At 68.8% G+C, this 24,144-nt stretch carries 20 protein-coding genes and 1 tRNA gene; 10 read left to right on the top strand and 11 right to left on the bottom strand.

The features are described 5' to 3' along the window. Positions 1 to 139: 139 nt before the first annotated feature. From A5650_RS08325 to dacB, 5 genes are read right to left on the bottom strand one after another with little or no spacing between them, the layout of a single operon-like run. On the bottom strand, positions 140 to 2,359 hold the full coding sequence (locus A5650_RS08325) for a molybdopterin-dependent oxidoreductase (protein ID WP_067288841.1): 2,220 nt from the start codon (positions 2,357 to 2,359) through the stop codon (positions 140 to 142). A gap of 19 nt (positions 2,360 to 2,378) precedes the next feature. Next, positions 2,379 to 2,969, bottom strand: a complete 591-nt coding sequence (gene hpt, locus A5650_RS08330; RefSeq protein ID WP_067288844.1) for a hypoxanthine phosphoribosyltransferase — start codon at positions 2,967 to 2,969, stop codon at positions 2,379 to 2,381. Further along, on the bottom strand, positions 2,956 to 3,942 hold the full coding sequence (tilS, locus tag A5650_RS08335) for a tRNA lysidine(34) synthetase TilS (RefSeq protein ID WP_067288848.1): 987 nt from the start codon (positions 3,940 to 3,942) through the stop codon (positions 2,956 to 2,958). Before tilS ends, hpt begins: the two co-directional genes overlap by 14 nt. After that, entirely contained in the window at positions 3,921 to 4,991 is a 1,071-nt protein-coding gene (locus A5650_RS08340; protein ID WP_067289135.1) for an Rv3626c family coenzyme F420 biosynthesis-associated protein, read from the bottom strand. Before A5650_RS08340 ends, tilS begins: the two co-directional genes overlap by 22 nt. After that, on the bottom strand, positions 4,979 to 6,358 hold the full coding sequence (gene dacB, locus A5650_RS08345; RefSeq protein WP_067288850.1) for a D-alanyl-D-alanine carboxypeptidase/D-alanyl-D-alanine endopeptidase: 1,380 nt from the start codon (positions 6,356 to 6,358) through the stop codon (positions 4,979 to 4,981). The genes A5650_RS08340 and dacB overlap by 13 nt, the downstream gene beginning before the upstream one ends. A gap of 113 nt (positions 6,359 to 6,471) precedes the next feature. Between dacB and A5650_RS08350 the strand changes: the two genes are divergently transcribed. Together A5650_RS08350 and A5650_RS08355 are read left to right on the top strand one after the other, a co-directional pair. Then, on the top strand, positions 6,472 to 6,957 hold the full coding sequence (locus A5650_RS08350; RefSeq protein WP_067288852.1) for an inorganic diphosphatase: 486 nt from the start codon (positions 6,472 to 6,474) through the stop codon (positions 6,955 to 6,957). Between the two features lie 89 nt (positions 6,958 to 7,046). Next, positions 7,047 to 7,562 (top strand): 2-oxo-4-hydroxy-4-carboxy-5-ureidoimidazoline decarboxylase, encoded by a 516-nt coding sequence (locus A5650_RS08355; protein WP_067289138.1) that lies wholly within the window; start codon positions 7,047 to 7,049, stop codon positions 7,560 to 7,562. Positions 7,563 to 7,578: 16 nt separating this feature from the next. Here A5650_RS08355 and A5650_RS08360 read toward each other — a convergent pair whose 3' ends face one another. Together A5650_RS08360 and A5650_RS08365 are read right to left on the bottom strand one after the other, a co-directional pair. Continuing rightward, positions 7,579 to 8,112, bottom strand: coding sequence for a hypothetical protein (locus A5650_RS08360; RefSeq protein WP_067288854.1), 534 nt, complete (start codon positions 8,110 to 8,112; stop codon positions 7,579 to 7,581). After that, positions 8,106 to 8,342, bottom strand: coding sequence for a hypothetical protein (locus A5650_RS08365; protein ID WP_067288858.1), 237 nt, complete (start codon positions 8,340 to 8,342; stop codon positions 8,106 to 8,108). The genes A5650_RS08360 and A5650_RS08365 overlap by 7 nt, the downstream gene beginning before the upstream one ends. Positions 8,343 to 8,450: 108 nt before the next feature. Here A5650_RS08365 and A5650_RS08370 point away from each other — a divergent pair, with 108 nt between their 5' ends. Further along, the gene (locus A5650_RS08370) at positions 8,451 to 9,602 is read left to right on the top strand and encodes a serine hydrolase domain-containing protein (RefSeq protein WP_067288861.1); all 1,152 of its coding nucleotides are present in this window, start codon (positions 8,451 to 8,453) and stop codon (positions 9,600 to 9,602) included. Here the strand turns inward: A5650_RS08370 and A5650_RS08375 are convergent. Both A5650_RS08375 and A5650_RS08380 read right to left on the bottom strand, forming a co-directional pair. Next, the gene (locus A5650_RS08375; protein ID WP_067288865.1) at positions 9,584 to 9,976 is read right to left on the bottom strand and encodes a hypothetical protein; all 393 of its coding nucleotides are present in this window, start codon (positions 9,974 to 9,976) and stop codon (positions 9,584 to 9,586) included. The two genes, A5650_RS08370 and A5650_RS08375, sit on opposite strands and share 19 nt — an antisense overlap. A 44-nt stretch (positions 9,977 to 10,020) precedes the next feature. After that, a complete protein-coding gene (locus A5650_RS08380) occupies positions 10,021 to 11,028 on the bottom strand; it encodes a TerC family protein (protein ID WP_067289142.1) in 1,008 nt (335 codons plus the stop codon). 288 nt (positions 11,029 to 11,316) lie between these two features. Here A5650_RS08380 and A5650_RS08385 point away from each other — a divergent pair, with 288 nt between their 5' ends. The 6 genes from A5650_RS08385 (at position 11,317) to A5650_RS08410 (ending at position 21,038) form a co-directional block, all read left to right on the top strand. Then, positions 11,317 to 15,222, top strand: a complete 3,906-nt coding sequence (locus A5650_RS08385) for a Pls/PosA family non-ribosomal peptide synthetase (protein ID WP_231992568.1) — start codon at positions 11,317 to 11,319, stop codon at positions 15,220 to 15,222. Next, a complete protein-coding gene (locus A5650_RS08390) occupies positions 15,219 to 16,550 on the top strand; it encodes a M1 family metallopeptidase (protein WP_067288868.1) in 1,332 nt (443 codons plus the stop codon). Before A5650_RS08385 ends, A5650_RS08390 begins: the two co-directional genes overlap by 4 nt. Beyond that, on the top strand, positions 16,547 to 17,824 hold the full coding sequence (locus tag A5650_RS08395; protein WP_067288871.1) for a polysaccharide biosynthesis protein: 1,278 nt from the start codon (positions 16,547 to 16,549) through the stop codon (positions 17,822 to 17,824). The genes A5650_RS08390 and A5650_RS08395 overlap by 4 nt, the downstream gene beginning before the upstream one ends. Positions 17,825 to 17,888: 64 nt before the next feature. Continuing rightward, positions 17,889 to 18,866: a UDP-glucose 4-epimerase GalE gene (gene galE, locus A5650_RS08400; RefSeq protein WP_067289150.1), complete on the top strand. Its 978-nt coding sequence runs from the start codon at positions 17,889 to 17,891 to the stop codon at positions 18,864 to 18,866. Then, positions 18,850 to 20,640 carry a hypothetical protein gene (locus A5650_RS08405; protein ID WP_082950664.1) on the top strand — a complete coding sequence of 597 codons (1,791 nt, stop codon included), beginning with the start codon at positions 18,850 to 18,852 and terminating at the stop codon, positions 20,638 to 20,640. Before galE ends, A5650_RS08405 begins: the two co-directional genes overlap by 17 nt. 26 nt (positions 20,641 to 20,666) lie before the next feature. Beyond that, complete coding sequence (locus tag A5650_RS08410; RefSeq protein WP_067288875.1) at positions 20,667 to 21,038, top strand: carboxymuconolactone decarboxylase family protein; 372 nt, start codon at positions 20,667 to 20,669, stop codon at positions 21,036 to 21,038. A 15-nt stretch (positions 21,039 to 21,053) separates the two neighbouring features. On the opposite strand, the gene A5650_RS08415 is transcribed toward A5650_RS08410, so the two are convergent. Both A5650_RS08415 and A5650_RS08420 read right to left on the bottom strand, forming a co-directional pair. Continuing rightward, positions 21,054 to 21,129: transfer RNA gene (locus A5650_RS08415), tRNA-Thr, on the bottom strand. 69 nt (positions 21,130 to 21,198) lie between these two features. Continuing rightward, the gene (locus A5650_RS08420) at positions 21,199 to 22,407 is read right to left on the bottom strand and encodes a DNA polymerase III subunit delta' (RefSeq protein WP_067288878.1); all 1,209 of its coding nucleotides are present in this window, start codon (positions 22,405 to 22,407) and stop codon (positions 21,199 to 21,201) included. An 88-nt stretch (positions 22,408 to 22,495) separates the two neighbouring features. On the opposite strand from A5650_RS08420, the gene A5650_RS08425 reads away from it, so the two are divergent. Further along, positions 22,496 to 24,130 carry an adenylate/guanylate cyclase domain-containing protein gene (locus tag A5650_RS08425; protein WP_067288881.1) on the top strand — a complete coding sequence of 545 codons (1,635 nt, stop codon included), beginning with the start codon at positions 22,496 to 22,498 and terminating at the stop codon, positions 24,128 to 24,130. Positions 24,131 to 24,144 lie beyond the last annotated feature (14 nt).

The following is a 24,144-nucleotide window of genomic DNA, read 5'->3' on the forward strand; positions in this document are numbered from 1 at the left end:
CGAAAAGGAATCAGTTACAGATCCCTTCCTGACACCTCCGGAGGCATTTGAGAAGGACTAACTCGAGCTATATCAGCTGGCCGGCTCAGCCGGCTTCCGTCGATTCGCCGGCTCAGCCGGCTTCCGTCGATTCGCCGGCTCAGCCGGCGGGCGCGATGTCGACCGGGATCCCGTTGAGCACCGCGGTTCCCGACAGCGGGTCGAGGTGGTTTCCGTCGTTGAGCTGGTTGACGTTCACGCCGGGCGCGCCGGCGGCCACGCGCTGGCCAGTGCCGTCGCGGTCGTGGCCCCAGCCGTGCGGCAGCGACACCACGCCCCGTCGCATGTCCGGTGTGATCTCGATGGGCGCGAGCAGCTCGCCGCCGGGACCCTTGACGACCGCCGTGTCCGTCAGGCCGAGCTCGGCCGCGTCGTCGGGGTGGATCCGCAGCGTGCACTGGTTCGACCCGCCCGAGAGCGCGGGCAGGTTGTGCATCCAGCTGTTGTTCGACCGCAGGTGCCGTCGCCCGATGAGCACGAACCCGTCGGGGCGCGTCCCGAGCGCTTCGCGCAGGCGTGCGACATCGGCGGTCAACTGAGGCGGCGCGAGCTCGATCCGGCCCGACGGCGTCCGCAGCACCTCGGCCAGGCGCGGCTGCAGCGGCCCGAGGTCGATGCCGTGTGGGGCGGCCTTGAGCTTGGCCAGCGTGAGGCCGTCGGGCCTGGCGCCGAACGCATCGCCGTAGGCGCCGAGCCGCAGCATCATGTCGAGGCGCCGCTCATAACCCGGTCCCGGCGGCAGCAGCGCGGTCAGTTCGTCGACAGATCGCCCGGCGACCGGCGAGTCCGGGTCGGCGGTCTCCTTGGCCAGCGTCGCGGCGATCACCTGGTCGTCGACCAGCATCGGGTCGGCGTCGGGGCCGAGGCCGTAGAGGATCAGCGCGATGCGCGAGAGGATCTCGGCCTCGTCCGGCCGGTCGGCCGTCGGGAGCGCGGGCGGTGAGTACCGCGCGTTGTTGCGCACCGCGAGCGCGTTGAGCGCGATGTCGAAGTGCGCGCTGCGCGACGGCGGAGGCGGCGGCAGGATCACGTCGGCATGCCGGGTGGTCTCGTTCAGATACGGGTCGACGCTGCACATGAACGCGACGCTCTCGAGCGCCTTGTCGAGGCGTTCACCGTCGGGCGCCGAGAGCACCGGATTGCCCGCGATCGTGATAACGGCCTTGATCTGTCCGTCGCCGGGTGTGTCGATCTCCTCCGCGAACGCCGCGGCCGGAAACTCCGACAGCACTTCGGGATAGCCCGAAACGCGGCTGTACCAGCGGCCGGTGAGAAAGCCCCGGCCCGGCTTCGGCGGACGCGGTGCGGGGGCGATCGGCGAGAGCGGGAACATCGCGCCGCCCGAACGGTCCAGGTTGCCGGTGAGGACGTTGACCATGTCGACCAGCCAGCTGCCCAACGTGCCGAACTCCACGGTGGAGGTGCCGATGCGGCCGTACACGGCGGCCGACGGCGCCGCGGCCAGTTCGCGAGCGAGCGTGCGGATGTCGTCTGCGGGCACCCCGCAAAACGCGGCAACGATCTCCGGCGAGAAGTCGGCGGCGAGCGCGCGCACCTCGTCGACACCATCGACGTGCCCTTCGAGCTGCTTGAGGTCGGTGAGTTCCTCGTCGAACAGCACGTGGACGACCGCGAAGAGCAGCGCGGCGTCGGTGCCCGGCCGCGGGGCCAGATGCCGGTCGGCGAGCTCGGCGGTGCGGGTGCGGGCGGGGTCGATGACCACGAGCCGGCCGCCGCGCTTGCGCAGCGCGCGCAGCTTGCCGGGGAAGTCGGCCGCGGTCGCCAGGCTGCCGTTGGAGACAAGAGGATTGGCGCCGATGATCACGAGGTAATCGGTGCGGTCCAAATCGGGGACGGTGAATGCGACCGGGCTGCCGAACATCAGGCCCAGCGACACGTGCTTGGGCATCTGATCCAGCGTGCTCGCCGAATACACCTGCCGGGTGCCGAGCGCCTTCACGACCAGCGGCGTGTACAGCCCGCCCGCGACCGTGTGGGCGTTGGGATTTCCCAGGTAGACCCCGACGGACGCACCACCGTGCTCGGCGATGACACCGCCGAGGCCCTCGGCGACCGCGGCGAACGCCTCCTCCCAGCTCGCCTCGGTCAGCACGCCGTCGCGCCGCACCATCGGCCGGGCCAACCGGTCGGGGTCGTTGTCGAGTTCAGCGAAGCTGGCGCCCTTCGGGCAGATGAAGCCGTGGCTGAACACGTCGTCGCGGTCACCGCGGGCGCCGGTGACGCGGCCGTCGTCGATGGTCAGGACCAAGCCGCAGGTGGCCTCACACAGGGGACAGATGCGAAGGGCTGTTTCGCGCATGCCCCTCATCTTGCGCCGTTCAGTGCTGCTCGTACACCTTCGGATCCAGGGTGCCGATGTAGTCGAGGTCGCGGTAGCGCTCGGCGTAGTCCAGGCCGTACCCGACGACGAACTCGTTGGGGATGTCGAATCCGACGTGGGCGATGTCGACATCGGCGCGCACCGCGTCGGGTTTGCGCAGCAGCGCGCACACCCGCAGCGAGCGGGGATGGCGGGTCGCGAGGTTGCGCAGCAGCCACGACAGAGTGAGCCCTGAGTCGACGATGTCTTCGACGATCAGCACGTCGCGGCCGTTGATGTCGCGGTCGAGGTCCTTGAGGATCCGCACGACGCCGGACGACGACGTCGACGAACCGTACGAGCTGACCGCCATGAACTCCAGCTGTGTCGGCAGCGGAATCGCGCGGGCCAGGTCCGTGACGAAGAAGACCGCACCCTTGAGCACGGTCACCAGCAGGAGGTCTTGGCCATTGTCGGCCACGGCGTCGCGATACTCCTCCGCGATGCGGGCGCCGAGTTCGGCGATCTTGGCCTGGATCTCATCGGATGACAGCAGCACCGACTTGATGTCGCCGGTGTACAGCTCGGCGGATGGCTCAGGCACGGGCACAGTTTTTCATGGTTCGAACCGGCTCGGTGTGCAGGGTCAACATGCCGTCCCGGCGGCCCGCGATCAGCCGGCGCTCCCGCAGGGGTGATCCGACCGCTACACCGCCCTGCCCCCGCCACGCCGTGACGAGGGCGTCGACGGCTCGGATGTGCTTGTCGGTCAGCCCGGCGGCACCGCCGTCGAGCAGCCAGCGACGGATCACCCGCAGCCGCAGTGCTTCTGGGAGCTGCGCCACCTCCGCACCGTCGAGCGCGTCGTCGCGGCGCATCCCGCTCAGCGCGCGCTCGGCCAGTTCGTCGAGGGTGTCGGTGTCGGCGCGCAGCGCACCTGCGGTGCGGGCCAGCGCCTCGGCGACCCCACCGCCGAGCACGTCCTCGAGCAGCGGCAGAACCTCTTCACGGAGTCGGACCCGGGTGAACCTGCGGTCGAAGTTGTGCGGGTCCTGCCACGGAGTCAGGCCGAGCTCGGCGCAGGCGGCGCGCGTCACCGCCCGCCGGACACCGAGCAGCGGCCGGCCCCACGGTGGGTCCCACGGCCGCATGCCGGCGATCGACCGGGGCCCGGACCCGCGGCCCAGCCCCATCAGCACCGTCTCGGCCTGATCGTCCAGCGTGTGCCCCACCAGCACCGGCATGCCGTCCCGCGCCGCGTTCAGCGCGCGGTAGCGCGCGGTGCGCGCGGCGGCCTCGGGCCCGCCCCGCGTCCCGATATCAATGGTGATCGCCTGCGCCGCAACGCATCCCAGCGACAGTGCCTGATGTCGTGCGGTTTCCGCCACGGTGCCGGAGTCGGACTGCAGTCGGTGGTCGACGATGAGCGCGATGGTCGGTTTGATGCTTGCCGCAACCGCCGTCAGCGCCAGCGAGTCCGCGCCTCCCGACAGCGCAACGCACCAGCGGTCGCCGACGCCGAAGTCGCGGTCGAACGCCGCGACGGCCGCTCGGAGTGCGGCTACAGCACCCTGTCGATCCATCGTTGCGGCTCGTCGATTTCGGTTGGCAGGGGCAGTGTTTCGGCGTCCGTCCACACCGCGTTGAACCGGCTCATCCCGACGGTGGACACGACGTGGTCGACGAATGCCTTGCCGCGGGTGTACTGGCTGAGCTTGGCGTCAATGCCGAGAAGCATCCGCACCACGCGTTGCAGCGGCGACTGTTTGCGTTGGCGCCGCTCGTCGAACCGCTTGCGGATCGTCGCGACGGACGGCACCACAGCCGGGCCGACGGCGTCCATCACGTGGTCCGCGTGACCTTCCAGCAGCGTGCCGAGCACCAGCAGTTGGTCGAGGGCCTCGCGCTGAGGTTCGGACTGCACAGCGCGTAACAGGCCGATCATGCCGTTCGAGTTGGCATCGGCGACAACGCCGTTCGTCTCGTTCCGGCGGCCGCGCACGAACTCGGCGAGCCGGGACGCCATCTCGGTGATGTCGTCGGAGCCTTCTTCGGTGAGTACGCCGAGGGCACGCGACATGTGGTCGGCCAGCCAGGGGTTGGCACGGAACTGCACCCGGTGGGTGACCTCGTGCAAGCAGACCCACAGCCGGAAGTCATAGGGCTGCACCCGCAACTGGCGCTCGACGGCGATCACGTTCGGGTAGACCAGCAGCAGTTCGCCTCCCCCGGGACCGAACGGATCGTACTGTCCGAGGATCCCCGAGGAGATGAAGGCGAGCACCGCCCCGGTCTGCGCACCCGTGATGCGGCCGCTGATGACGCCTCGCGGCTTCTCCGACCCGCCGGTCATCACCCGCATCGACCGGGTGGCCGCGCGAATCCACTGCGGTCGGTCGACGATTCGCGCCTCGGGGATGTCACCACCCTCCGTCATCCCGGTGATCTCACGCACCGGAAGCTCCGCGGAACGCGAGGCCTCGGCCAACTGCTCGATCACCTGCCGGCGCGTGTAGTCGGTCGACGCCGGACCTGGCCGCGCCAGCCTCTCCCCCACGGTCGCCGCGAAGTTCCAATCGACGGCGCGCCCGACCGACAGCGAGGACTTGGCGGACGGGCTCATGCGCTGCATCCGCACGTCCGCAGTGTGGCCGCCAGGTTGTCGAGCGCGATGCGTCCGGTCGGGCCGGCGTTGTTGGAGATCAGCGCGAAGGTGAGCACCCGGCCGCTGGAGTCGGTGATGATGCCTGCCAGAGAGTTGGTGCCGGTCAGCGAGCCCGTCTTGGCGCGCAGGAAACCGGCGGCGGGTTTGACGATGTCGGTGTCCAGATAGCGGTTGGACAGGGTTCCGCTGCCACCGGCGATGGGGAGCAGGTCGACCAGCGGCCGCAGCTTGGGGTGGTCGTCCCCGGCCGCGGCCTGCACCACCTCGTCGAGCGTCTCCGCGGTGAGGCGGTCGTCGACGGACAGCCCGCTGGAGTCGAACAGCCTCGCGCCGGTGGTGTCGACCCCGGCGTCGCCGAGGGCGTCCAGGACGGCGCGCACGGCGCCGTCGAAGCTCTGCGGGCGGTTGAGCGCCGCGGCGACCTCACGCCCGATCGCCTCGGCCATCACGTTGTCGGAGGCGTTCATCATGTCGCGCAGCCGCGACATCAGCGGCGGCGACTGGACGGAGCCGAGTTCCTCGCCGCCGTTCGCGCTACCCGGAGCCACGCTGACCTTCGCGGGGTCGATCTTCAGCGCCGCCGCCAGCGCGCGCCCGGCGTCGAGCGCCGGAGTGCGGGACCGGGCCGAGTCGACGCTCACGGGCTGAGTGCGGCCGCCGTCGAGCATGACCGACTCCATCGGCGCGATGTCGCCGCCGTCGATGTCGAGCGGGTCCCAGCCCGGCGCCATGGTGGGCCCGCTGTAGGTGCTGGTGTCGACCAGCACCGACGTCACCTCGATGCCGCTGCCGGTGACCTGCTCGGCGAGATCGCTGATGCGCGCCGCATCTCGGTACCAGGTTTCCTCCCCGGCGGGCGCTGCCGACAGCGTCGGATCGCCGCCACCCTTGAGCACCACGACACCGGGCCTGCTCCCGCTGTACACGCGCGTGGTGAGTCGGGCCTCGCGGTCCAGGGTCAGCAGCGCGGCGGCGGCGGTCAACGTCTTATTCGTCGACGCCGGCTGCATCGGCACGTCGGCGCGCTGCTCCCACACCGGGGCCGCGGTCATCGCGTCGGTGACGCGTCCTGCGAGGTCACCGAGGTTCGGGTCGGCCAGCGCGGGCGCCAGCTTGGCGGCCAACCGGTCCGGAAGCGGTTTGGGCGCCGCGTCGGCCACCGGGACGACGGCGGGATTGGCGGTCGCGGCCGGAGGCGTCGGCTTACCCGCCGCGGCCTCGGTCGACCGACCCGTCGTGAGCACGGCGGCCACGGCCACGACCACGGCAACCAGCAGCAGTACCGCCACCGATACCGCCACGTGTGTGGATCGCCGCCACTGACTGGGCCGCATAACCCTCCTGCTCAACCTGGACCGCCCCCGTACAGCAGCGTATCCCTCGATTAAGGTTGACCCGATTTGTCACCGGACGACCAGACCAGAGCACAGGGCAAGGAGCCGCTGCCGTGCAGTTCGACGTAGTCATCGAGATTCCCAAGGGTTCGCGCAACAAGTACGAGGTGGACCACGACTCCGGCCGGGTGAAGCTGGACCGCTACCTGTACACGTCGATGGCCTATCCGACCGATTACGGGTTCTTCGAGAACACCCTCGGCGAGGACGGCGATCCGCTCGACGCGCTGGTTCTGCTGCCCGAGTCGGTGTTCCCGGGCTGCATCGTCGAGGTTCGCCCGGTGGCGATGTTCAAGATGACCGACGAGGCCGGTGGCGACGACAAGGTGTTGTGCGTACCCGCCGACGACGGGCGCTGGGACCACATCCAGGATCTCGGCGACGTGCCCGAGCACGAGCTCGAGGCGATCAAGCACTTCTTCGTGCACTACAAGGACCTCGAACCCGGTAAATACGTGAAGGCTGCCGACTGGGTGGGCCGCTCGGAGGCCGAGGCCGAGGTTCAGGCGTCGGTGGAGCGGTTCAAGAAGGAGCACTGAGCCCGATTGACGGGCGCGCTGATTTTTCCTCGCTGTAACACGACGTAACCTGGACGTTCTCGTCGCGATCGATCATTGCTCTCGTGTTGATGCATCAGGGGATCGGCCTCGAAGTGTTCAACGCGATGCCGATGCGCAGGGCGGTGCACGCGGTCTACGAATGCTGCTACAGCGTGCCGCTGGCCGCCGATCTGGCGCGCGGGCGCCCGTACGCCGACCACGACTCGTTGTTCCGTGAAGCCGACGCGTTGTTGTTCAGCCTCGGCGAGGACTCGATCGACACGATCCTGCAGGCGTACCCGGACGTCGGGCGGCGGCCGGGCAGCGAGAAGTCGGCCGCCGAGCAGTGCGCGATCTGGTGCGACCAGCCCGAGCTCATGGAGCGGCTCGGCACCGCCTCGAAGCGTTACCTCGAACACTTCGGCTTCGGCTTCGTGATGTTCGTCAACGGCTACGACGCCGCACAGGTGCTGGCGACGATAACCGACCGAATTCACAACGACATCGAGACCGAACGCAAGATCGTGCGCAACGAACTGGCCCGCATCAACCGCACCCGGCTCGAACGCATGCTGGGACCCGAAGGCGGCTACGACAACTGGTGACGGACCGTCCGCCGAGTTACGCCGTCTGCCAGGTCTTGATCGCCGCGGCCTGCTTCTGACCCAGTTCGGTGACCAAGTCGGCGGGCGCGGGATCGTTTGGGGGGCCTTCGAATTCGATCGTCGTCGCGGTGTTGCCCTCGGTAAAGGTCAGCACGGCCACGGACTCGGAGCCGTCGGGCGAGGTGCCGGTGACCATCGTGCCTCCGGTGCCCACATCGGCGGGTTGCGAATGCTGGTTGACGACGTCGGCGGCCGCACCGTCGAGCGCCGCCGTAGCGGCCGCGGGGTCGGCCAGCACCAGGATGGTGGTGGTGATCTGCCGTGTGCCACCCTCGCGGTGGGTGTACTCGGCCTTCACGCCCGGCTGACCGTCGGGGTTGATCGCGAGCGGAGCCGCGGTGTAGGCCAACGAGTCGGTGATCGAGTTCGGGTCGACCGGCAGCCTGCTGTAGTCAGCGGATTGTGCTGCGGCCGAACCGATTCCGAGTGCAGCGGCGCACGCTGTCGCCGCCATTGTGCAGGAGGCCTTGACCGCTGTCGACGTCAGCATGGGTAGCACCCCCAGCCCCGCCAGCCGTCGCGCCAGAACCAGCCCGGGCCGCATCCCATGTTCCCCGTCGTGCCCTGGCAGTCGAACGCCTGGACCCTCGGCGCGGTGGGCACCGTCGGGACCGGCGCGATGGTGTCGGGGGCTACCGCCGCCGCACCCGCGGTCTGTGCCGTCACGAGCGGACCCAGGATCAGCGCGCCTAAAGCGACCGCCGTCGCGAACCTGCGCATCGCATACCTCCTGACTATTGACGCTTACGTCAATCACGGTACCGGCGCGGGCGCGCGAATCGGTGCCGTTTTCTCCATAAATCCGCTGGGCAGCGGCATGATGAACCGATGCACGAGACCGTTCACGGCCATTGGGACAGCCGGTTCGACAGGCTCGCTGACGCGCTGGCCGACGAGATCGCCAAGGGTGAGGAGCTGGGGGCATCAATCGCGGTGGACGTCGACGGCGAGTGCGTCGTCGACATCTGGGGCGGCCACGCCGACCGTGCCAGGACGACCCCGTGGCGCGAAGACACCATCGTGAACTTCTGGTCGTGCACCAAAACCCTCACCGCGCTGGCCGCCCTGATCCTCATCGACCGGGGGCTGCTCGACTCCTCCGCCCGGGTGGCCGAGTACTGGCCGGAGTTCGCGGCTAATGGCAAGCAGGACATTGAGATTCGGCATCTGCTGGCGCATACGTCCGGCGTGTCCGGATGGGAGGCGCCGTTCGACCTGGAGGTCATGTACGACTGGGAGCGTTCGACCAGCCACCTCGCAGGCCAGGCTCCGTGGTGGCCTCCCGGCACGGCGTCGGGGTACCACGCGCTCAACTACGGCCACCTCATCGGTGAGGTGATCCGGCGCGTCACCGGCAGGTCGCTCAGGGAATTCGTGCGCGACGAGATCGCCGCTCCCCTCGGCGCCGACGTCCAGATCGGTGCTCGGCCGGAGGACGACGACCGCATAGCCGAGCTCATCGCTCCTCCACCCCTCGAGCTGCCGTACGACCTAGTACCGCCGGATCACCCGATGATCAAGACGTTCGGCACCATTCGGCCCGACCAGGATGTCGCCTCGATCGCTGAGACGACCGCATGGCGGCGCGCCGACATCGGTGGTGCGAACGGCCATGGCAACGCGCGCGGGCTGGCGCGCGCCCTGTCGCCAATCGCGCTGGGCGGCAAGGCCAACGGTGTGCAGCTTCTCGGCCCCGCGACCATCGACATGATCTTCGACGAACAATCGCACGGCCTCGACCAGGTGCTCATGATCCCACTGCGCTTCGGTGTCGGATTCGGCTTGCCTTGTCCCGAGAGCGTTCCCGCCATACCCGAGGGCAGGATCTGCTGGTGGGGCGGCTGGGGCGGTTCGGCGATCGCGATGGATCTGGACCGCCGCGCGACGTTCGCCTACGTGATGAACCGGATGGGTCCGGGAACAACGGGAACCGAACGCACGAACCGGTATGCCGGGCTGCTCTACGAGGCTTTGGCCTGAGCCCGTGATGCCAGCCGGTCCAGCACCGCGCGGCCCAGTGAGTGCACATCGCCGTGCGGCGACACCGGTACGAGCGTGACGCCGTCGGCCACTCCGGCCGACTCGATATCGGCGATCAGGCCCGCGAGGCCGTCGACGGTGCCGGCGTAGCGCACCCCTTCGGCCGGTTCGAGAACGTCGCGCACCGACCGGAAGTCGGCCGCGACGGCGACCGTGACGTCGAGAATGACCGCGACGTCGCCGGCGGCACGCACCCGCGCGCGGACCCGTCGCGCATGCTGTAGGTCCTTGGCCGCGACGCGGACGGGCGGAACTCCGCCTTCGGTCAGTTCATCCCAGCCCCCGTCGGGGGTTTCGGTCACGAATAGGCGCACCCGGCAAGGCTTCCAGAGCCGCGACCTCCCGTCGAACGTTGCGCTCAGCGAGAATCCAACGATTCCTCGGTGTCGTCCGTGCCGTTCTTCACGTCGTGCACCCGCGTCTTGTAGAGGCTCGCCGCCGTGGTGAGGGCCAGCGTCACGACGATCACCCCCAGCGAGAGCAGGGTCGGGATCTCCGGCACCGGAACGTGCTCGCCGCCGTTGATGAACGGCACCTCGTTCTCGTGCAGGGCGTGCAGAAGCAGCTTCACCCCGATGAACCCGAGGATGAACGCCAGGCCCTGGGACAGGAAGACCAGTCGCTTGAGCAGATCGCCCAGCAGGAAGTACAGCTGGCGCAAACCCATCAGCGCGAACACGTTGGCCGTGAAGACCAGGTACGGCTCCTGGGTGAGCCCGTAGATGGCGGGGATGGAGTCGAGCGCGAAGATCAGGTCCGTGGTTCCCAGCGCGACGATGACGAGGAACATCGGCGTCATCAGCCGCTTGCCGTTCTCCTTCACCCACAGCTTCAGCCCGTCCCATTTGTCGGTCATGCTCAGGTGGTTGCGGGCGAACCTGACCACGATGTTGTCGCCGTCGTCGTCGTGGTCGGTGTCGCGGGCGAGGTTGATGGCGGTGTAGATGAGGAACGCGGCGAAAATGTAGAACACCCAGGAGAACTGGTTGATCGCAACGGCGCCGAGCGCGATGAAGATGCCGCGGAAGATCAGGGCCAGGATGATGCCCACCAGGAGGGCCTGCTGCTGGTACTTCCTGGGCACGTTGAAGCTCGCCATGATGATGATGAAGACGAACAGGTTGTCCACTGACAGGCTGTACTCGGTGAGCCACCCGGCGAAGAACTCGACGCCGTACTGGCTGCCGTGGAAGAACCAGGTCCACAGGCCGAAGATGATCGCGAGGCTGACATAGATCGTCAGCGCGACACCGGTCTCCCGTTTCGACGGCTCGTGAGGCCGGCGGCCAATCACGATGACGTCGAACAGCAGGATGGCGGTCGTCACGCTCAGCGTGATGATCCATTCGAGGGTGGAAACGTTCACTGATCCTCCGGTCGTCAAAGCGCCGGAGGTCTCTTCCACCGCCACGATCACTCGTGTCGGCCCGCAGCACCGGTCGTCCGATGACGGCCGACGTGATGACGACACCGCGGCGAAGGAATACTCCCCTCCGCAGGCGATTCTGCCAGGTACTTGCGGATGACCGGAAGCGGAGCAAATCAAACCTGTCGAGGCTGCTCAATCGACCTCGGCGAGCGGTGTCGTAATCGTGATCGCGACGCTGCGTGCGGCTCAGCGGACGCGGCCGGTTGGCTGAGTAGCTTTATAGCCGTGACTGGGGAGTTGCGGCAGGAGATCCCACCTCAATATCTGTTGTCCCCGTTCGCGCCGGAGCCGCGCACGCTCATCGACATCCTCTACGAGACCGCGAGGCGCTACCCGGAGGCGCCCGCCATCGACGACGGCGATGTCCAGCTCACCTATGCCGAGCTGATCACCGATATCGAGGACAGCGTGCGCTGGCTGGCAGCGCGGGGAATCGGCCGCGGCGACCGGATCGGGATCCGGATGCCGTCGGGCAGCTACGCGCTGTACGTGGCGATACTCGCCGTGCTGGCCACCGGCGCCGCCTACGTTCCCGTGGACGCCGACGATCCTCAGGAACGCGCCGAGCTGGTGTTCAGCGAGGCCAACGTCGTGGCGATCATCACCGAGGCAGGGCTGTCGCGCGGGCCGGGTTCGTCACGGGGTTGGCGGGCGGCGGCGCCGATCGGTCGTGACGACGCATGGATCATCTTCACGTCCGGCTCGACCGGCACCCCCAAAGGGGTCGCGGTCACCCACCGCAGCGCGGCGGCGTTCGTCGACGCCGAGGCACGGTTGTTCCTTGCGGACAATCCGCTCGGGCCGGGCGACCGCGTGCTGGCCGGTTTGTCGGTGGCGTTCGACGCGTCGTGCGAGGAGATGTGGCTGACCTGGCGCCACGGAGCGTGCCTCGTGCCCGCGCCGCGTTCGATGGTGCGCAGCGGGATGGACCTGGGCCCCTGGTTGGTCGCGCGCGACATCACGGTGGTCTCGACGGTGCCGACGCTGGCCGCGTTGTGGCCGGCGGAGGCGCTCGAGGCGGTGCGGCTGCTGATCTTCGGCGGCGAAGCATGCCCGCCCGAACTGGCCGAGCGGCTCGCCGTCGAGGGCCGCGAGGTCTGGAACACCTACGGGCCGACGGAGGCGACGGTCGTGGCGTGTGCCGCCCGGTTGTCCCCAGCCGGCCCGGTGACCATCGGCCTGCCGCTGGTCGGCTGGGACCTGGCCGTCGTCGACTGGCACGGTGAGCCGGTGCCGTACGGCGCGGTGGGCGAGCTGATCATCGGCGGCGTCGGCCTGGCCCGCTACCTCGACCCCGACAGGGACGCCCAGAAGTACGCGGAGATGCCGACGCTTGGCTGGAAGCGCGCCTACCGCAGCGGTGACCTGGTGCGCCTGGAATCCGACGGGCTCTACTTCGTCGGCCGCGTCGACGACCAGGTCAAGGTCGGCGGGCGCCGCATCGAGCTCGGTGAGGTGGACACCGCGCTGGTCACCCTGCCTGGCGTGAGCGGCGCAGCCGCCGCGGTCCGCAGCACCGCCAGCGGCACACCGCTGCTGGTCGGCTACGTCGCGAGCACCGATCCCGCGTTCGACCTCGCGAAGGCCCGGGTGTCGCTTTCCGAGACCTTGCCCGCGCCGCTGGTGCCCCGCCTCGTGCTGGTTGACGAATTACCGACCCGCACCTCCGGCAAGGTCGACCGCGGCGCGCTGCCGTGGCCGGTCGACGTCGGCGACGACGAGGGGGCCGAGTTGACCGGGACCATGGGCTGGCTGGCCGGCCTCTGGCGCGACGTACTGGCCGCACCGGTGGACGGTCCAGAGGCCGACTTCTTCGCCCTCGGCGGCGGCTCGCTGTCCGCGGCGCAACTGGTCGCCGCGCTACGGCGCCGCCACCCCCAGGTGACCGTCGCCGACCTCTACGACCATCCCCGTCTGGGTTCGCTCGCGGGGTACCTCGACGAACTCGATCCACCGCCGCGGGTGCGTGCACGCGAGGTGAAGCCGACGTCGCGCCTGACACAGGCCGTGCAGGTGGCGCTGTCGCTGCCCCTGGCCGCGTTGACCGGATTGCAGTGGGTGGTGTGGATGGCGGCGGCCAACAACGTGCTGGCGGGGTTCGTCCCGTGGACCGCCCCCCTGAACTGGTGGTGGGTCGGCGTGGGCTTCCTGCTGTTCGTCACGCCGCTGGGCCGAATGGCTATCGCGGCCCTGTGCGCCCGACTACTGCTCGACGGGCTGACACCGGGAACCTACCGGCGCGGCGGGCCCGTCCACCTCCGGGTGTGGCTCGCCGAACGGCTCGCCGAGGCCAGCGGCGCCGAAAACCTCGCCGGTGCACCGTGGTTGGTGTACTACGCACGCGCGCTGGGCAACAAGGTCGGCAAGGGCGTGGACCTGCATTCCACCCCACCGGTCACCGGGATGCTCAAACTCGGACACCGCAGCTCGATCGAACCCGAGGTCGACCTGTCCGGACACTGGGTCGATGGCGACCTGTTCCACGTCGGGCCGATCACCGTCGGAAACGATGCGACGATCGGCGCACGGACGACGCTGCTGCCCGGCGCCGTCGTCGGCAAGAACGCCGATGTCGCCCCGGGATCCGGCGTCGTCGGCAAGGTGAAGAACGGCCAGTATTGGAAGGGTTCGCCGGCGGTGAAGTCCGGCAAGGCCCGCCACCCCTGGCCGCAGGACCGCCCGCCTCGGGCGCCGCTGTGGGTGGCGGTCTACGGGGTTACATCCATCCTTTTCAGCGGGCTTCCGCTGCTCGCGCTCGCGGCCGGCCTCGGCGTCATCGGATACGCCGTGCGCCATACGGATTCGGTGACGGCCGCGATCGGGCCCGCGGTGCTGTGGACACCGGTGGCAACCCTGGCGGCCGCCATCACCTACGCGGCGCTCACGGTCATCGGAGTGCGGCTGCTCTCGCTCGGGCTGCGCGAGGGATATCACCCGGTGCGCAGCCGTTCGGGATGGCAGATCTGGGCCACCGAACGGCTGATGGACGCCGCACGCACGTACCTGTTCCCGATCTACGCGAGCCTGCTCACGCCGTGGTGGCTGCGGGCGCTCGGCGCGAGAGTCGGTCGCGGAACCGAGATTTCGACGGCCCTGTTCACGCCGAAGTTCACGGTGGTCGAGGACGGCGCCTTCCTCGCCGACGACACCATGGTGGCGTCCTATGAGTTGGGCGGCGGCTGGATCCACGTCGCGAAGGCCACGATCGGCAAGCGGGCGTTCCTCGGTAACTCGGGCATCACGCAGCCCGGTCGCAAGGTTCCCGATGACGGTCTGGTGGCCGTGTTGTCGGCGGCCCCGCACAAGGCCAAGGCGGGCTCCTCCTGGTTGGGCAGCCCTCCGGTGCGGTTGCGCCGCAAACCGACCGCCGCTGACGCGCTGCGCACGTTCCATCCGTCCGCTCGCCTGAAGGTGTTGCGCAGCCTGGTCGAGACGTGCCGGATCGTACCGCTGATCGTGACGTTCGCGATCGGTGTCGCGGTGCTGCTCGCTCTCCAGTCGCTGGCCGTTGAAGCCGGTTGGGTATGGGCCGCTCTGAGCGCCGGCGCGTTGCTGTTGGTCGCCGGGGTGGTTGCGGGCACGGCCGCCGTGATAGCGAAATGGCTTGTGGTCGGCCGCATCGAGCCCGACGAACACCCGCTCTGGTCGCCGTTCGTCTGGCGCAACGAGGTCTACGACACCTTCGTCGAGACTGTCGCCGCCCCGTGGTTTGCGCGTGCGGCCAGCGGCACCCCGGTGATGAATCTGTGGCTGCGGGCGCTCGGCGCCAGGATCGGCCGCGGCGTGTGGTGTGAGACGTATTGGCTACCCGAGGCCGACCTGGTCACCCTCGAGGAGGGCGCCACCGTCAACCGTGGCTGTGTGGTGCAGACGCACCTGTTCCACGACAGGATCATGCGGATGGACCGCGTTGTGCTGGAGCGGGGTTCGACGCTAGGGGCCCATGGTGTGGTCCTGCCCGCCGCCCGCATCGGCGCGGGAGCGACCGTCGGTCCGGCGTCGCTGGTCATGCGCGGCGACGAGGTGCCCGCGTCGACCCGGTGGCAGGGTAATCCCATCGCACCGTGGCACGCGCCCCGCAAGAAGCGCGGTGACACGCCGGCATCCGCGACCGCAGAAACCGCCGCGTGACCCGAAGTAAGAAGAAGGCGACACCGGTCATCGACCCGTATCTGCCCTCCAGCGGGAATTTCGGTTATCGGGTGTCGCGCTATGAACTCGATCTCACCTACAAGGTGGCGATCAACCGGCTGACCGGTACGGCGACGATCACCGCGGTGACGCTCGCGACGCTGCGGACCTTCACCCTCGACCTCGCCGACACGCTGTCGGTGACGAAGGTGAGCGTGAACGGCTCTCGGCCCCAACAGTTCCGCATCTCAGCAGGAAAGCTGTACATCGCGTTGCGCGATCCACTGTCGCCCGGGGCGGCGATGACGGTCGTCGTGCGGTACGGGGGCACGCCCCGGCCCATCCGTTCGCTGTGGGGCGAGGTGGGCTTCGAGGAGCTGACCGATGGCGCCCTGGTGGCAGGCCAGCCGAACGGGGCCCAGTCCTGGTTCCCCTGTGACGACCACCCGAGCGCGAAGGCGAGCTTTCGTATCCAAATCTCCGCCGAGAGCCCCTATCGGGTGATCGCCAACGGCGAGTTGGTGTCTCGACGAGCCCGGGCGGGAATGACGACATGGACCTACGAGTTGCCCGAACCGACCTCGACCTATCTGATCACGCTGCAGATCGGGATGTACGAGCGTCGCCGGCTGGCCAAGAACGGGGTTCCGATTCACGCGGTGCTACCCGACCGGCTGCGCGACGAGTTCGACCACGACTTCGCCGATCAGTCGCAGATGATGGAGTTGTTCGTCAAGCTGTTCGGCGACTACCCCCTGAGCGAGGGCTACACGGTCGTGGTCACCGACGACGACCTCGAGATTCCGCTTGAGGCACAGGGAATTTCGATATTCGGGGCCAACCACTGCGACGGTAAGGGTGGCGCCGGGCGACTGATCGCACACGAACTCGCGCACCAGTGGTTCGGCAACTGCGTGACCGCCAAGCGCTGGCGGCACATCTGGTTGCACGAGGGATTCGCCTGTTACGCCGAGTGGTTGTGGTCGGAGAACTCCGGCGGCCGCACGGCCGACGAGTGGGCGCAGCACTACTACCAGCGGCTCGCCAACTCGCCGCGAGACCTCGTCCTCGCCGATCCGGGTCCGCGCGACATGTTCGACGACCGCGTGTACAAGCGCGGCGCCCTTACGCTGCACGTGCTGCGGCGACAGCTTGGGGACGACAGCTTTTTCGCGCTGTTGCGGGACTGGACCGCGCGCTACCGCCACAGCACGGTGGTGACCGACGACTTCACCGGTTTGGCATCGCATTACGCGGACGAGTCGCTGCGCCCTCTGTGGGATGCGTGGCTGTATTCCGCCGATCTTCCGGAGCTGGATGCGCCGTGACCGACGCCGGCGCGCCCTTCGATCCGCTCACCGCGAGCGGCGCATCACCGACCGGTCCTGCGGCACGCGGCAGCGTCGTGCGGGTCGGAGTGGCCACCGCCGTGATCGCACTGTGCGGGTATGCCGTGCTGTACCTGGCCGCTCGCGATCTCGAGCCCGCCGGATTCTCGCTGTTCGCCGTGTTCTGGGGCGCTTTCGGTTTGGCCTCGGGTGCTGCGTTGGGGCTGTTGCAGGAGGCCACCAGAGAAGTGCGGTCCGCGACGCAAGCCACGGGGGCCGAGGGGCCACGAAGTCGCCCCATGTGGGTGGCCGCCGGCGTCGGTGCGGTGTCGGCCGCGGTCATCGCGATCAGCTCACCGTTGTGGTCAGGCCATGTGTTCGTCGAATCGCAGTGGCTCTCGGTGGCGCTGTTGGCGATCGGGCTCGCCGGATTCTGTTTGCACTCAACGCTGCTCGGCATGCTGGCGGGGCTGGACAGATGGACCGCGTACGGGTCGCTGATGGTGACCGACGGTGTGATCCGGGTGCTGGTGGCCGTCGCGACCTTTCTGATCGGCTGGGGCCTGGCCGGGTACCTGTGGGCCACCGTGGCCGGTTCGGTGGCATGGGTGCTCATGCTGATCGTGTCGCCGTCCACCCGGCGGGCCGCGAGTCTGCTGACCGCCGTCGGCACGGCGGCCTTTCTTCGCGGCGCATTCCACTCGATCACCGCGGCGGGCGCGAGCGCCATCCTCGTGATGGGATTTCCCGTGCTGCTGCAGGCGACCTCGGGTGACCTCGGCGCGGTTGGGGGCGTCGTGATCCTGGCCGTCACACTCACACGGGCGCCCCTGCTCCTGCCGCTCACCGCGATGCAGGGCAATCTCGTCGCCCATTTCGTCGACCAGAGCGCGCACCGGGTGCGTGCCCTGTTCACGCCAGCGGTCGCCGTGACCGGTGTCGGCCTGCTCGGCGTCCTCGCCGCGTGGTCCGCGGGGCCGTGGTTGCTGCGCAGCGCGTTCGGTCCCGACTACCGTGCCGACGGCGCGCTGCTGGCATGGTTGACGGCCGGTGCGATCGCTATCGCGCTCCTCACGCTCACGGGGGCGGCTGCAGTGGCAGCAGCACTGCACCGCGCGTACGCGCTGGGCTGGGTGTCGGCGACCATCGCGTCGACGCTGTTGCTGCTGTTGCCCCTCGACCTCGAGACGCGGACCGTGATCGCGCTGCTGTGCGGTCCGGCGGTCGGCATCGCGGTGCACCTGAGCGCGCTGTCGCACGAACGCGCGTCATGACGCCGGTTCGGACCAGAGGCCGCCGATCCGTATGCTGGCCCCGTTCTACGGTGAGGAAGATCGAATGACTTGGCTGGTGACTGGCGGGGCGGGCTACATCGGGTCCCATGTCGTCCGCGCCTTATCGGACGCCGATATGCCGGTGGTGGTGATCGACGACCTTTCGACCGGCCTCGAGCGGTTCGTTCCTCCGGCGGTTCCGCTGGTGCGCGGCACGCTGCTCGACAGCGACCTCGTCGTCCGCACGCTCGACGAACATCGCGTCGACGGCGTCATCCACATCGCGGGTTTCAAGTATGCCGGTGTCTCGGTACAACGACCACTGCACACCTACGAGCAGAACGTCTCAGCGATGGTCACGCTGCTCAAGGCGATGGAAGCCGCCGGCACCAACAAGATGGTGTTCTCCTCCAGCGCCGCCACGTACGGCACCCCGGACGTCGACACGGTCACGGAGCAGACGCCCACTGCGCCCGAGTCGCCGTACGGGGTCAGTAAGTTGGTGGGCGAGTGGATGATTCGCGATGCCGCACGCGCGTCCAGATTGCGCCACACCAGCCTGCGGTATTTCAACGTCGTGGGCTCGGGGTCCGACGAACTGTTCGACGTCAGCCCGCACAACCTCTTTCCGCTGGTGTTCGACATGCTGTGCCGCGACGAGACGCCGAGGATCAACGGCGCCGACTACCCCACGCCGGACGGCACCTGCGTGCGCGACTACGTCCACGTATCGGATCTCGCGCTGGCCCACGTCGCCGCCGCGCGGCGGTTGGAGGCCGGCGACCCGATCGAGCCCGTCTACAACCTCGGCAGCGGCAGCGGCACCTCCGTTCGCGAGATCATGACCACCATCCGCGATGTCACCGGGTTCGATTTCGAGCCGGTCGTCGGTCCGCGCCGGCCTGGCGACCCCGCCCGTATCGTCGCGTCGGGAGACCTGGCCGCGCGCGACCTCGACTGGCGGATGCGGCATTCGCTGGAGGAGATGGTGCGGTCGGCATGGATCGCACGCCGGCAAGCAGGGGATGCGTATCCGCGGTAAGTACGCGTTGGGCAACTGGGTCGCGCGCACCGCCGTCGCCCTGATCGTCGTGCAGCTGGCGATCCGGGCGGTCCTGGCGTTCGGCGGCTATTTCTATTGGGACGACCTGATTCTCATCGGGCGCGCGGGCACCCAGTCGCTGTTCTCGCCGACATACCTGTTCGACGATCACGACGGCCACGTCATGCCGGGGGCGTTTCTCGTCGCCGGCGTGATCACCTTGATAGCGCCGCTGAACTGGATCGGCCCTGCGCTCAGCCTGTTGATTCTGCAGCTGCTGGTGTCACTGGCGTTGCTGCGCACCCTGCACGTCATCCTCGGATGGCGACCAGTGCTGTTGTTGCCCTTGACATTCGCATTGTTCACACCGCTGGCGGTGCCGGGCTTCGCGTGGTGGGCAGCGGCATTGAACTCGTTGCCGATGCTGGCGGCGATGGCGTGGGTCTGCGGCGACGCGATCCTCCTCGTGCGCACCGGCGACCGTCGCCACGCGGTGACGGCCCTGCTGGTCTACGTCGGGGGGCTGCTGTTCTTCGAGAAGTCGGCGGTGATTCCGTTCGTCGCGTTCGCGGTGACGGCGCTGCTGTGCCACGTGACGGGCTCGGGGTCGGTGAAAGCGGTGTGGCGTCGCGGCATTCGCCTCTGGGGGCCATCGCTTGTGGTCACGGCCGGCTGGGTCGGCGTGTACCTGATCGTGGTCGACCAGAAGCGGTGGACCCTCGATTTGGCGATGACGTGGGATCTGCTCGCGAGGTCGGTGACGCACGGGATCGTGCCGGGGCTGGTCGGCGGTCCGTGGGATTGGCAGCGGTGGGCGCCGGCCTCGCCGTGGGCCACTCCGCAGGCGACGGTGATGGTGCTGGGGTGGACTGCCCTGACCGCGGCGGTCGCGGTCACGGTGCTGCGTAAACGGCGGATCGCCGCCGTGTGGCTGGTGGCGGCCGGATACGCGGTGGCCTGCCAGGTGCCGATCTATCTCATGCGGTCGTCACAGTTCACCGCCTTGGAATTGGCGCAGACGCTGCGCTATCTACCCGACCTCGTCATCGTGCTAGCGCTGCTGGCGGCGGTCGGGCTGTGCGCGCCTAACCGCGAGGGGACGCGATGGATGGACGCCTCGCGGCGGCGTGCGGTGGTGATCTGTGTCCTCACATCGGCCTTCGTCGCCAGCAGTCTGTACTCAACGGCGACGTTCCTGACCGCGTGGCGTGACAACCCGGCGCAGGAGTATCTGCGCAATGCGTTGTCCGGCTTGACCACTGCGGCGAGGATGTCGAATGCGCCGATGCTCGACCAGGAGGTCGACCCGATGGTGCTGCAGCGGGTGGTCGGCCCCGAGAACCGGGCCAGCCACATGTTCGCGCTGGTGCCCAACCGTCCCGAATTCGCCTCGGCCACAACTGAACTGCGTATGTTCGATCACACCGGCCGGGTGGTCGATGCGAAGGTCACGTGGGTGCGCAGTATCGTGCCGGGACCGCAACCGGACTGCGGATATCTGGTGCAGCCGGAGACTGAAGTCCGCATGCCGTTGGACGGCCCGCTGCTGCCGGCCGATTGGACGGCGGAGATCAACTATCTGGCGAACAGCGACGGTTCGATGATGATGTCGTTGTCCGAGGGCCATGAGGTCAAGGTGCCGGTGCGGCCGGGACTGAACCGGGTGTTCGTCCGGCTGCCGGGTGCGGGCGACGCCATCGACGTGCGCGCGAACACCGCGGCGTTGTCGGTGTGCATCGCTTCCGGACCTGTCGGTTTCGTGGCGCCGAAATAGCGAGCGTTCATGCCACGCTGTCTGCCATGACAGACGTACGCGAACAAGGGCTGCAGGTTTTCCGCGAATTGCTCCCGGGAGTCCTCCCCGACGGCGACGTGGAACTGCCGTCAGGTGCTTTCGGCGGCGAGATGCTGGGCCTCGCGATGGACAACGTGTTCGGCCGGTTGTGGACCCGTGAGGGGTTGAGCCGCCGCGACCGCAGCCTGGTGACGCTCGGCATTCTCATCGCGCTGCGCGCCGATGACGAGCTGCGGATCCACGTTCAGATCGCCCGTAACAACGGCCTGACCGACGACGAGATCGCCGAAGTGATCTACCACTGCACCGGTTACGCCGGGTTCCCGGCCGCCAACTCGGCGATGAAAATCGCTCAGGACGTGCTGCAGGACACGTGAGCATGGACGTCGGTCTGGAGCCACCTAGGAGAATCGAACTCCTGACCTGCTCATTACGAGTGAGCCGCTCTGCCGACTGAGCTAAGGTGGCGTGCCCGGCTCACAGATGTGTCAGCCGCAGGCGGGACGAGTCTACGGCAGGGCCCGCCGCCGACCCAACTCAGTCGCGCAGCGCCCGTCCGACCGTCGCCACCATCGCGTCGACCGCGAACTTCGGCTTGACGTTGACCGCCAGCGCCTCGCGGCACTCCAGCACGGCTTCGATGCACCGCAGCAGCTTGTCCGGCGGCGCGTGCGCGGCCAACCTGGCGATCTCCTCGCCCATGTCGGGGTGGTTGTGCGCAACGCCGCCCGCGTTCGATGCCACCAGCAGCGCGTCGCGGAAGTAGGTGGCCAAGTCGATCAGCGCCCGGTCGAGGGAGTCGCGCGAGGCGCGCGTCTTGCGCGACTTCTGCCGTCGCTCAAGGGCACTCAGCGCGCCCGCCGCCCCGCGCAGCGAGCCGGCCGTGCCCTTGCCGGTGCCGCCGGCCCCGAGCGCGGTCCTCAGTTCCTCGGTCTCGGCCTCGTTGCGCTCCACCGTCAACGCCAGCGCCTCGTCCTCGGCGGTCTTGACCAACTCCTCGGCCGCGGCGTAGGCACGCGACGGTGTCGCGGCGTCCCGCGCGAGGCCCAGAGCCCGTTTCCGGCGCTCCCTGGCCGACTCGTCGGTGGCCAACCGCCGGGCCCGCCCGACGTGGCCGCCGCTGACCGACGCGGCCCAGCGCGCGTCGGCCTCCGGCAGCCCGTCGCTGTCCATCAGCACATCGGCGATTGCGTCCACGGTCGGCGTCACCAACGCCACGTGCCGACAGCGCGAGCGCAGCGTGATCGCGATGTCCTCCGGATCGACCGACGGCGCGCACAGCAGGAACACCGTCGACGGCGGCGGTTCCTCGACCACCTTCAGCAGGGCGTTCGCCGCGCCCTCGGTGAGCCGGTCCGCGTCCTCGATCACCACGACCTGCCACCGCCCGGTGCCCGGCCGCCGCGACGCGATCTGCACGATCGTGCGCATCTCGTCGACACCGATCGACAGCCCCTCTGGGACGATCCGCCGCACGTCGGCGTGGGTACCGGCCATCGTCGTCGTGCAGGCCCGGCACTCCCCGCACCCCGGCACGCCGTCCGACGTGCACTGCAGCGCCGCGGCAAAGCACAGCGCGGCCACCGACCGACCCGAACCGGGCGGACCGGTGATCAGCCACGCATGTGTCATGGTCCCGATCGCGGCCCCGCTGTGAGCCGCCTCACCACGCGCCGCGCGCGCCGCGGCCACCAACTCGGCCTCAACGGCCTGCTGACCCACGAGACGCGAGAAAACACCGCCCATCGGAGATAACAGTAATGCTGCGAACCGACACGTCCGTCTCACAGCACCCGTACCCGTCGCCGATGCCCGATACGGTTGACGCGTGGCTATGGGAGAACGACCGATCGGGCGAATCAGCGCATTCGTCCGGTGGGCCGCGCGCACCCCGTGGCCGGTGTTCACGCTGGGCATGGTGCAGGCCGACATCATCGGGGCCCTGCTGGTCCTGAGCTTCCTGCGATTCGGCCTGCCACCCGAGGACCGCATCCAGCTACAGGATCTGCCCGCCTTCAACCTGGCGGTCTTCCTCGGCTTCCTGTTCGTTTCCTTCACCGTGGCGGCCTATTGGAGCCTGCGGCTGCTGATCCCGGTCATGCGATGGCAGCGCCGCGACATGCTGCTCGGTGACCGGGACCCGGCCGACACCGAGGTGGCGCGCACCCGCGCACTGAAGATGCCGTTCTACCGGTCGGTGATCAACGTCGCGAACTGGTTCCTGGGCTCGGTGGTATTCATCGTCGCGAGTTGGCCGGTGGCCAGTAAGTCGGCGCCGGTGGTCGCGGTCGCCACGGGGCTGGGCGCCACCGCGACGGCGATCATCGGCTACCTGCAGTCCGAACGCGTGCTGCGCCCCGTCGCGGTGGCCGCCCTGCGCGGCGGTGTACCGGAGAACTTCCGTGCCCCCGGTGTGATCGCGCGTCAGGTGATGACGTGGGTGCTGTCCACCGCGGTCCCGATCATCGCGATCGTGCTGGCGGTCGTGGCCAGCAAGTTCGAGATCCTCACCGCGCCCGCCGACCGGCTGACCACCCCGATCCTGATCCTGTCGATCTCCGCTCTGGTGGTCGGGTTGGCCGGTACTGTGCTGGTGGCCATGTCGATCGCCGACCCGCTGCGCCAGCTGCGCTGGGCGCTCGGCGAGGTGCAACGCGGCAACTACAACGCCCACATGCAGATCTACGACGCCAGCGAGCTGGGCCTGCTGCAGGCCGGGTTCAACGACATGGTCCGCGACCTGGCCGAACGGCAGCGGCTGCGCGACCTGTTCGGCCGGTACGTCGGCGAGGACGTCGCCCGGCGCGCGCTCGAGCGCGGAACCGAGCTCGGCGGGCAGGAACGCGACGTGGCGGTGCTGTTCGTCGACCTGGTGGGTTCGACGCAGCTGGCGGCGACCATCCCCGCCGCCGAGGTCGTCAACCTGCTCAACGACTTCTTCCGCGTGGTGGTCGACACGGTCAACCGGCACGGCGGCTTCGTCAACAAGTTCCAGGGCGACGCGGCGCTGGCCATCTTCGGCGCCCCGATCGAGCATCCCGACGCCTGCGGCGCCGCCCTTGCGGCCTCGCGCGAGCTGCACGACGAGCTCATCGAGGTGCTGGGCCAGACGGAGTTCGGGATCGGGGTGTCGGCCGGCCGGGCCATCGCCGGGCACATCGGCGCCCAGGCCCGCTTCGAGTACACGGTCATCGGTGACCCCGTCAACGAAGCGGCGCGCCTGACCGAGTTGGCCAAGCTGGAGGAGGGCCATGTGCTCGCCTCGGCGATCGCGGTCAGCGGGGCTCTCGACGCCGAGGCACTGTGCTGGGACGTCGGCGAGATCGTCGAACTGCGGGGCCGTGTCGCCCCGACGCAGTTGGCCAGGCCGCTGAATCTGGCGTCCACCGACCGCACCGAGCGGAACGACGCTGACGCCGAGGTCGAACAGGACGCCGAACGTGAAGTGGTGTCCGAGGATTCGCGCTGATCTCGAGCGCGAGG

The organism is Mycobacterium sp. 1164985.4, assembly GCF_001668575.1.
In the GTDB taxonomy this organism is placed as follows: domain Bacteria; phylum Actinomycetota; class Actinomycetes; order Mycobacteriales; family Mycobacteriaceae; genus Mycobacterium.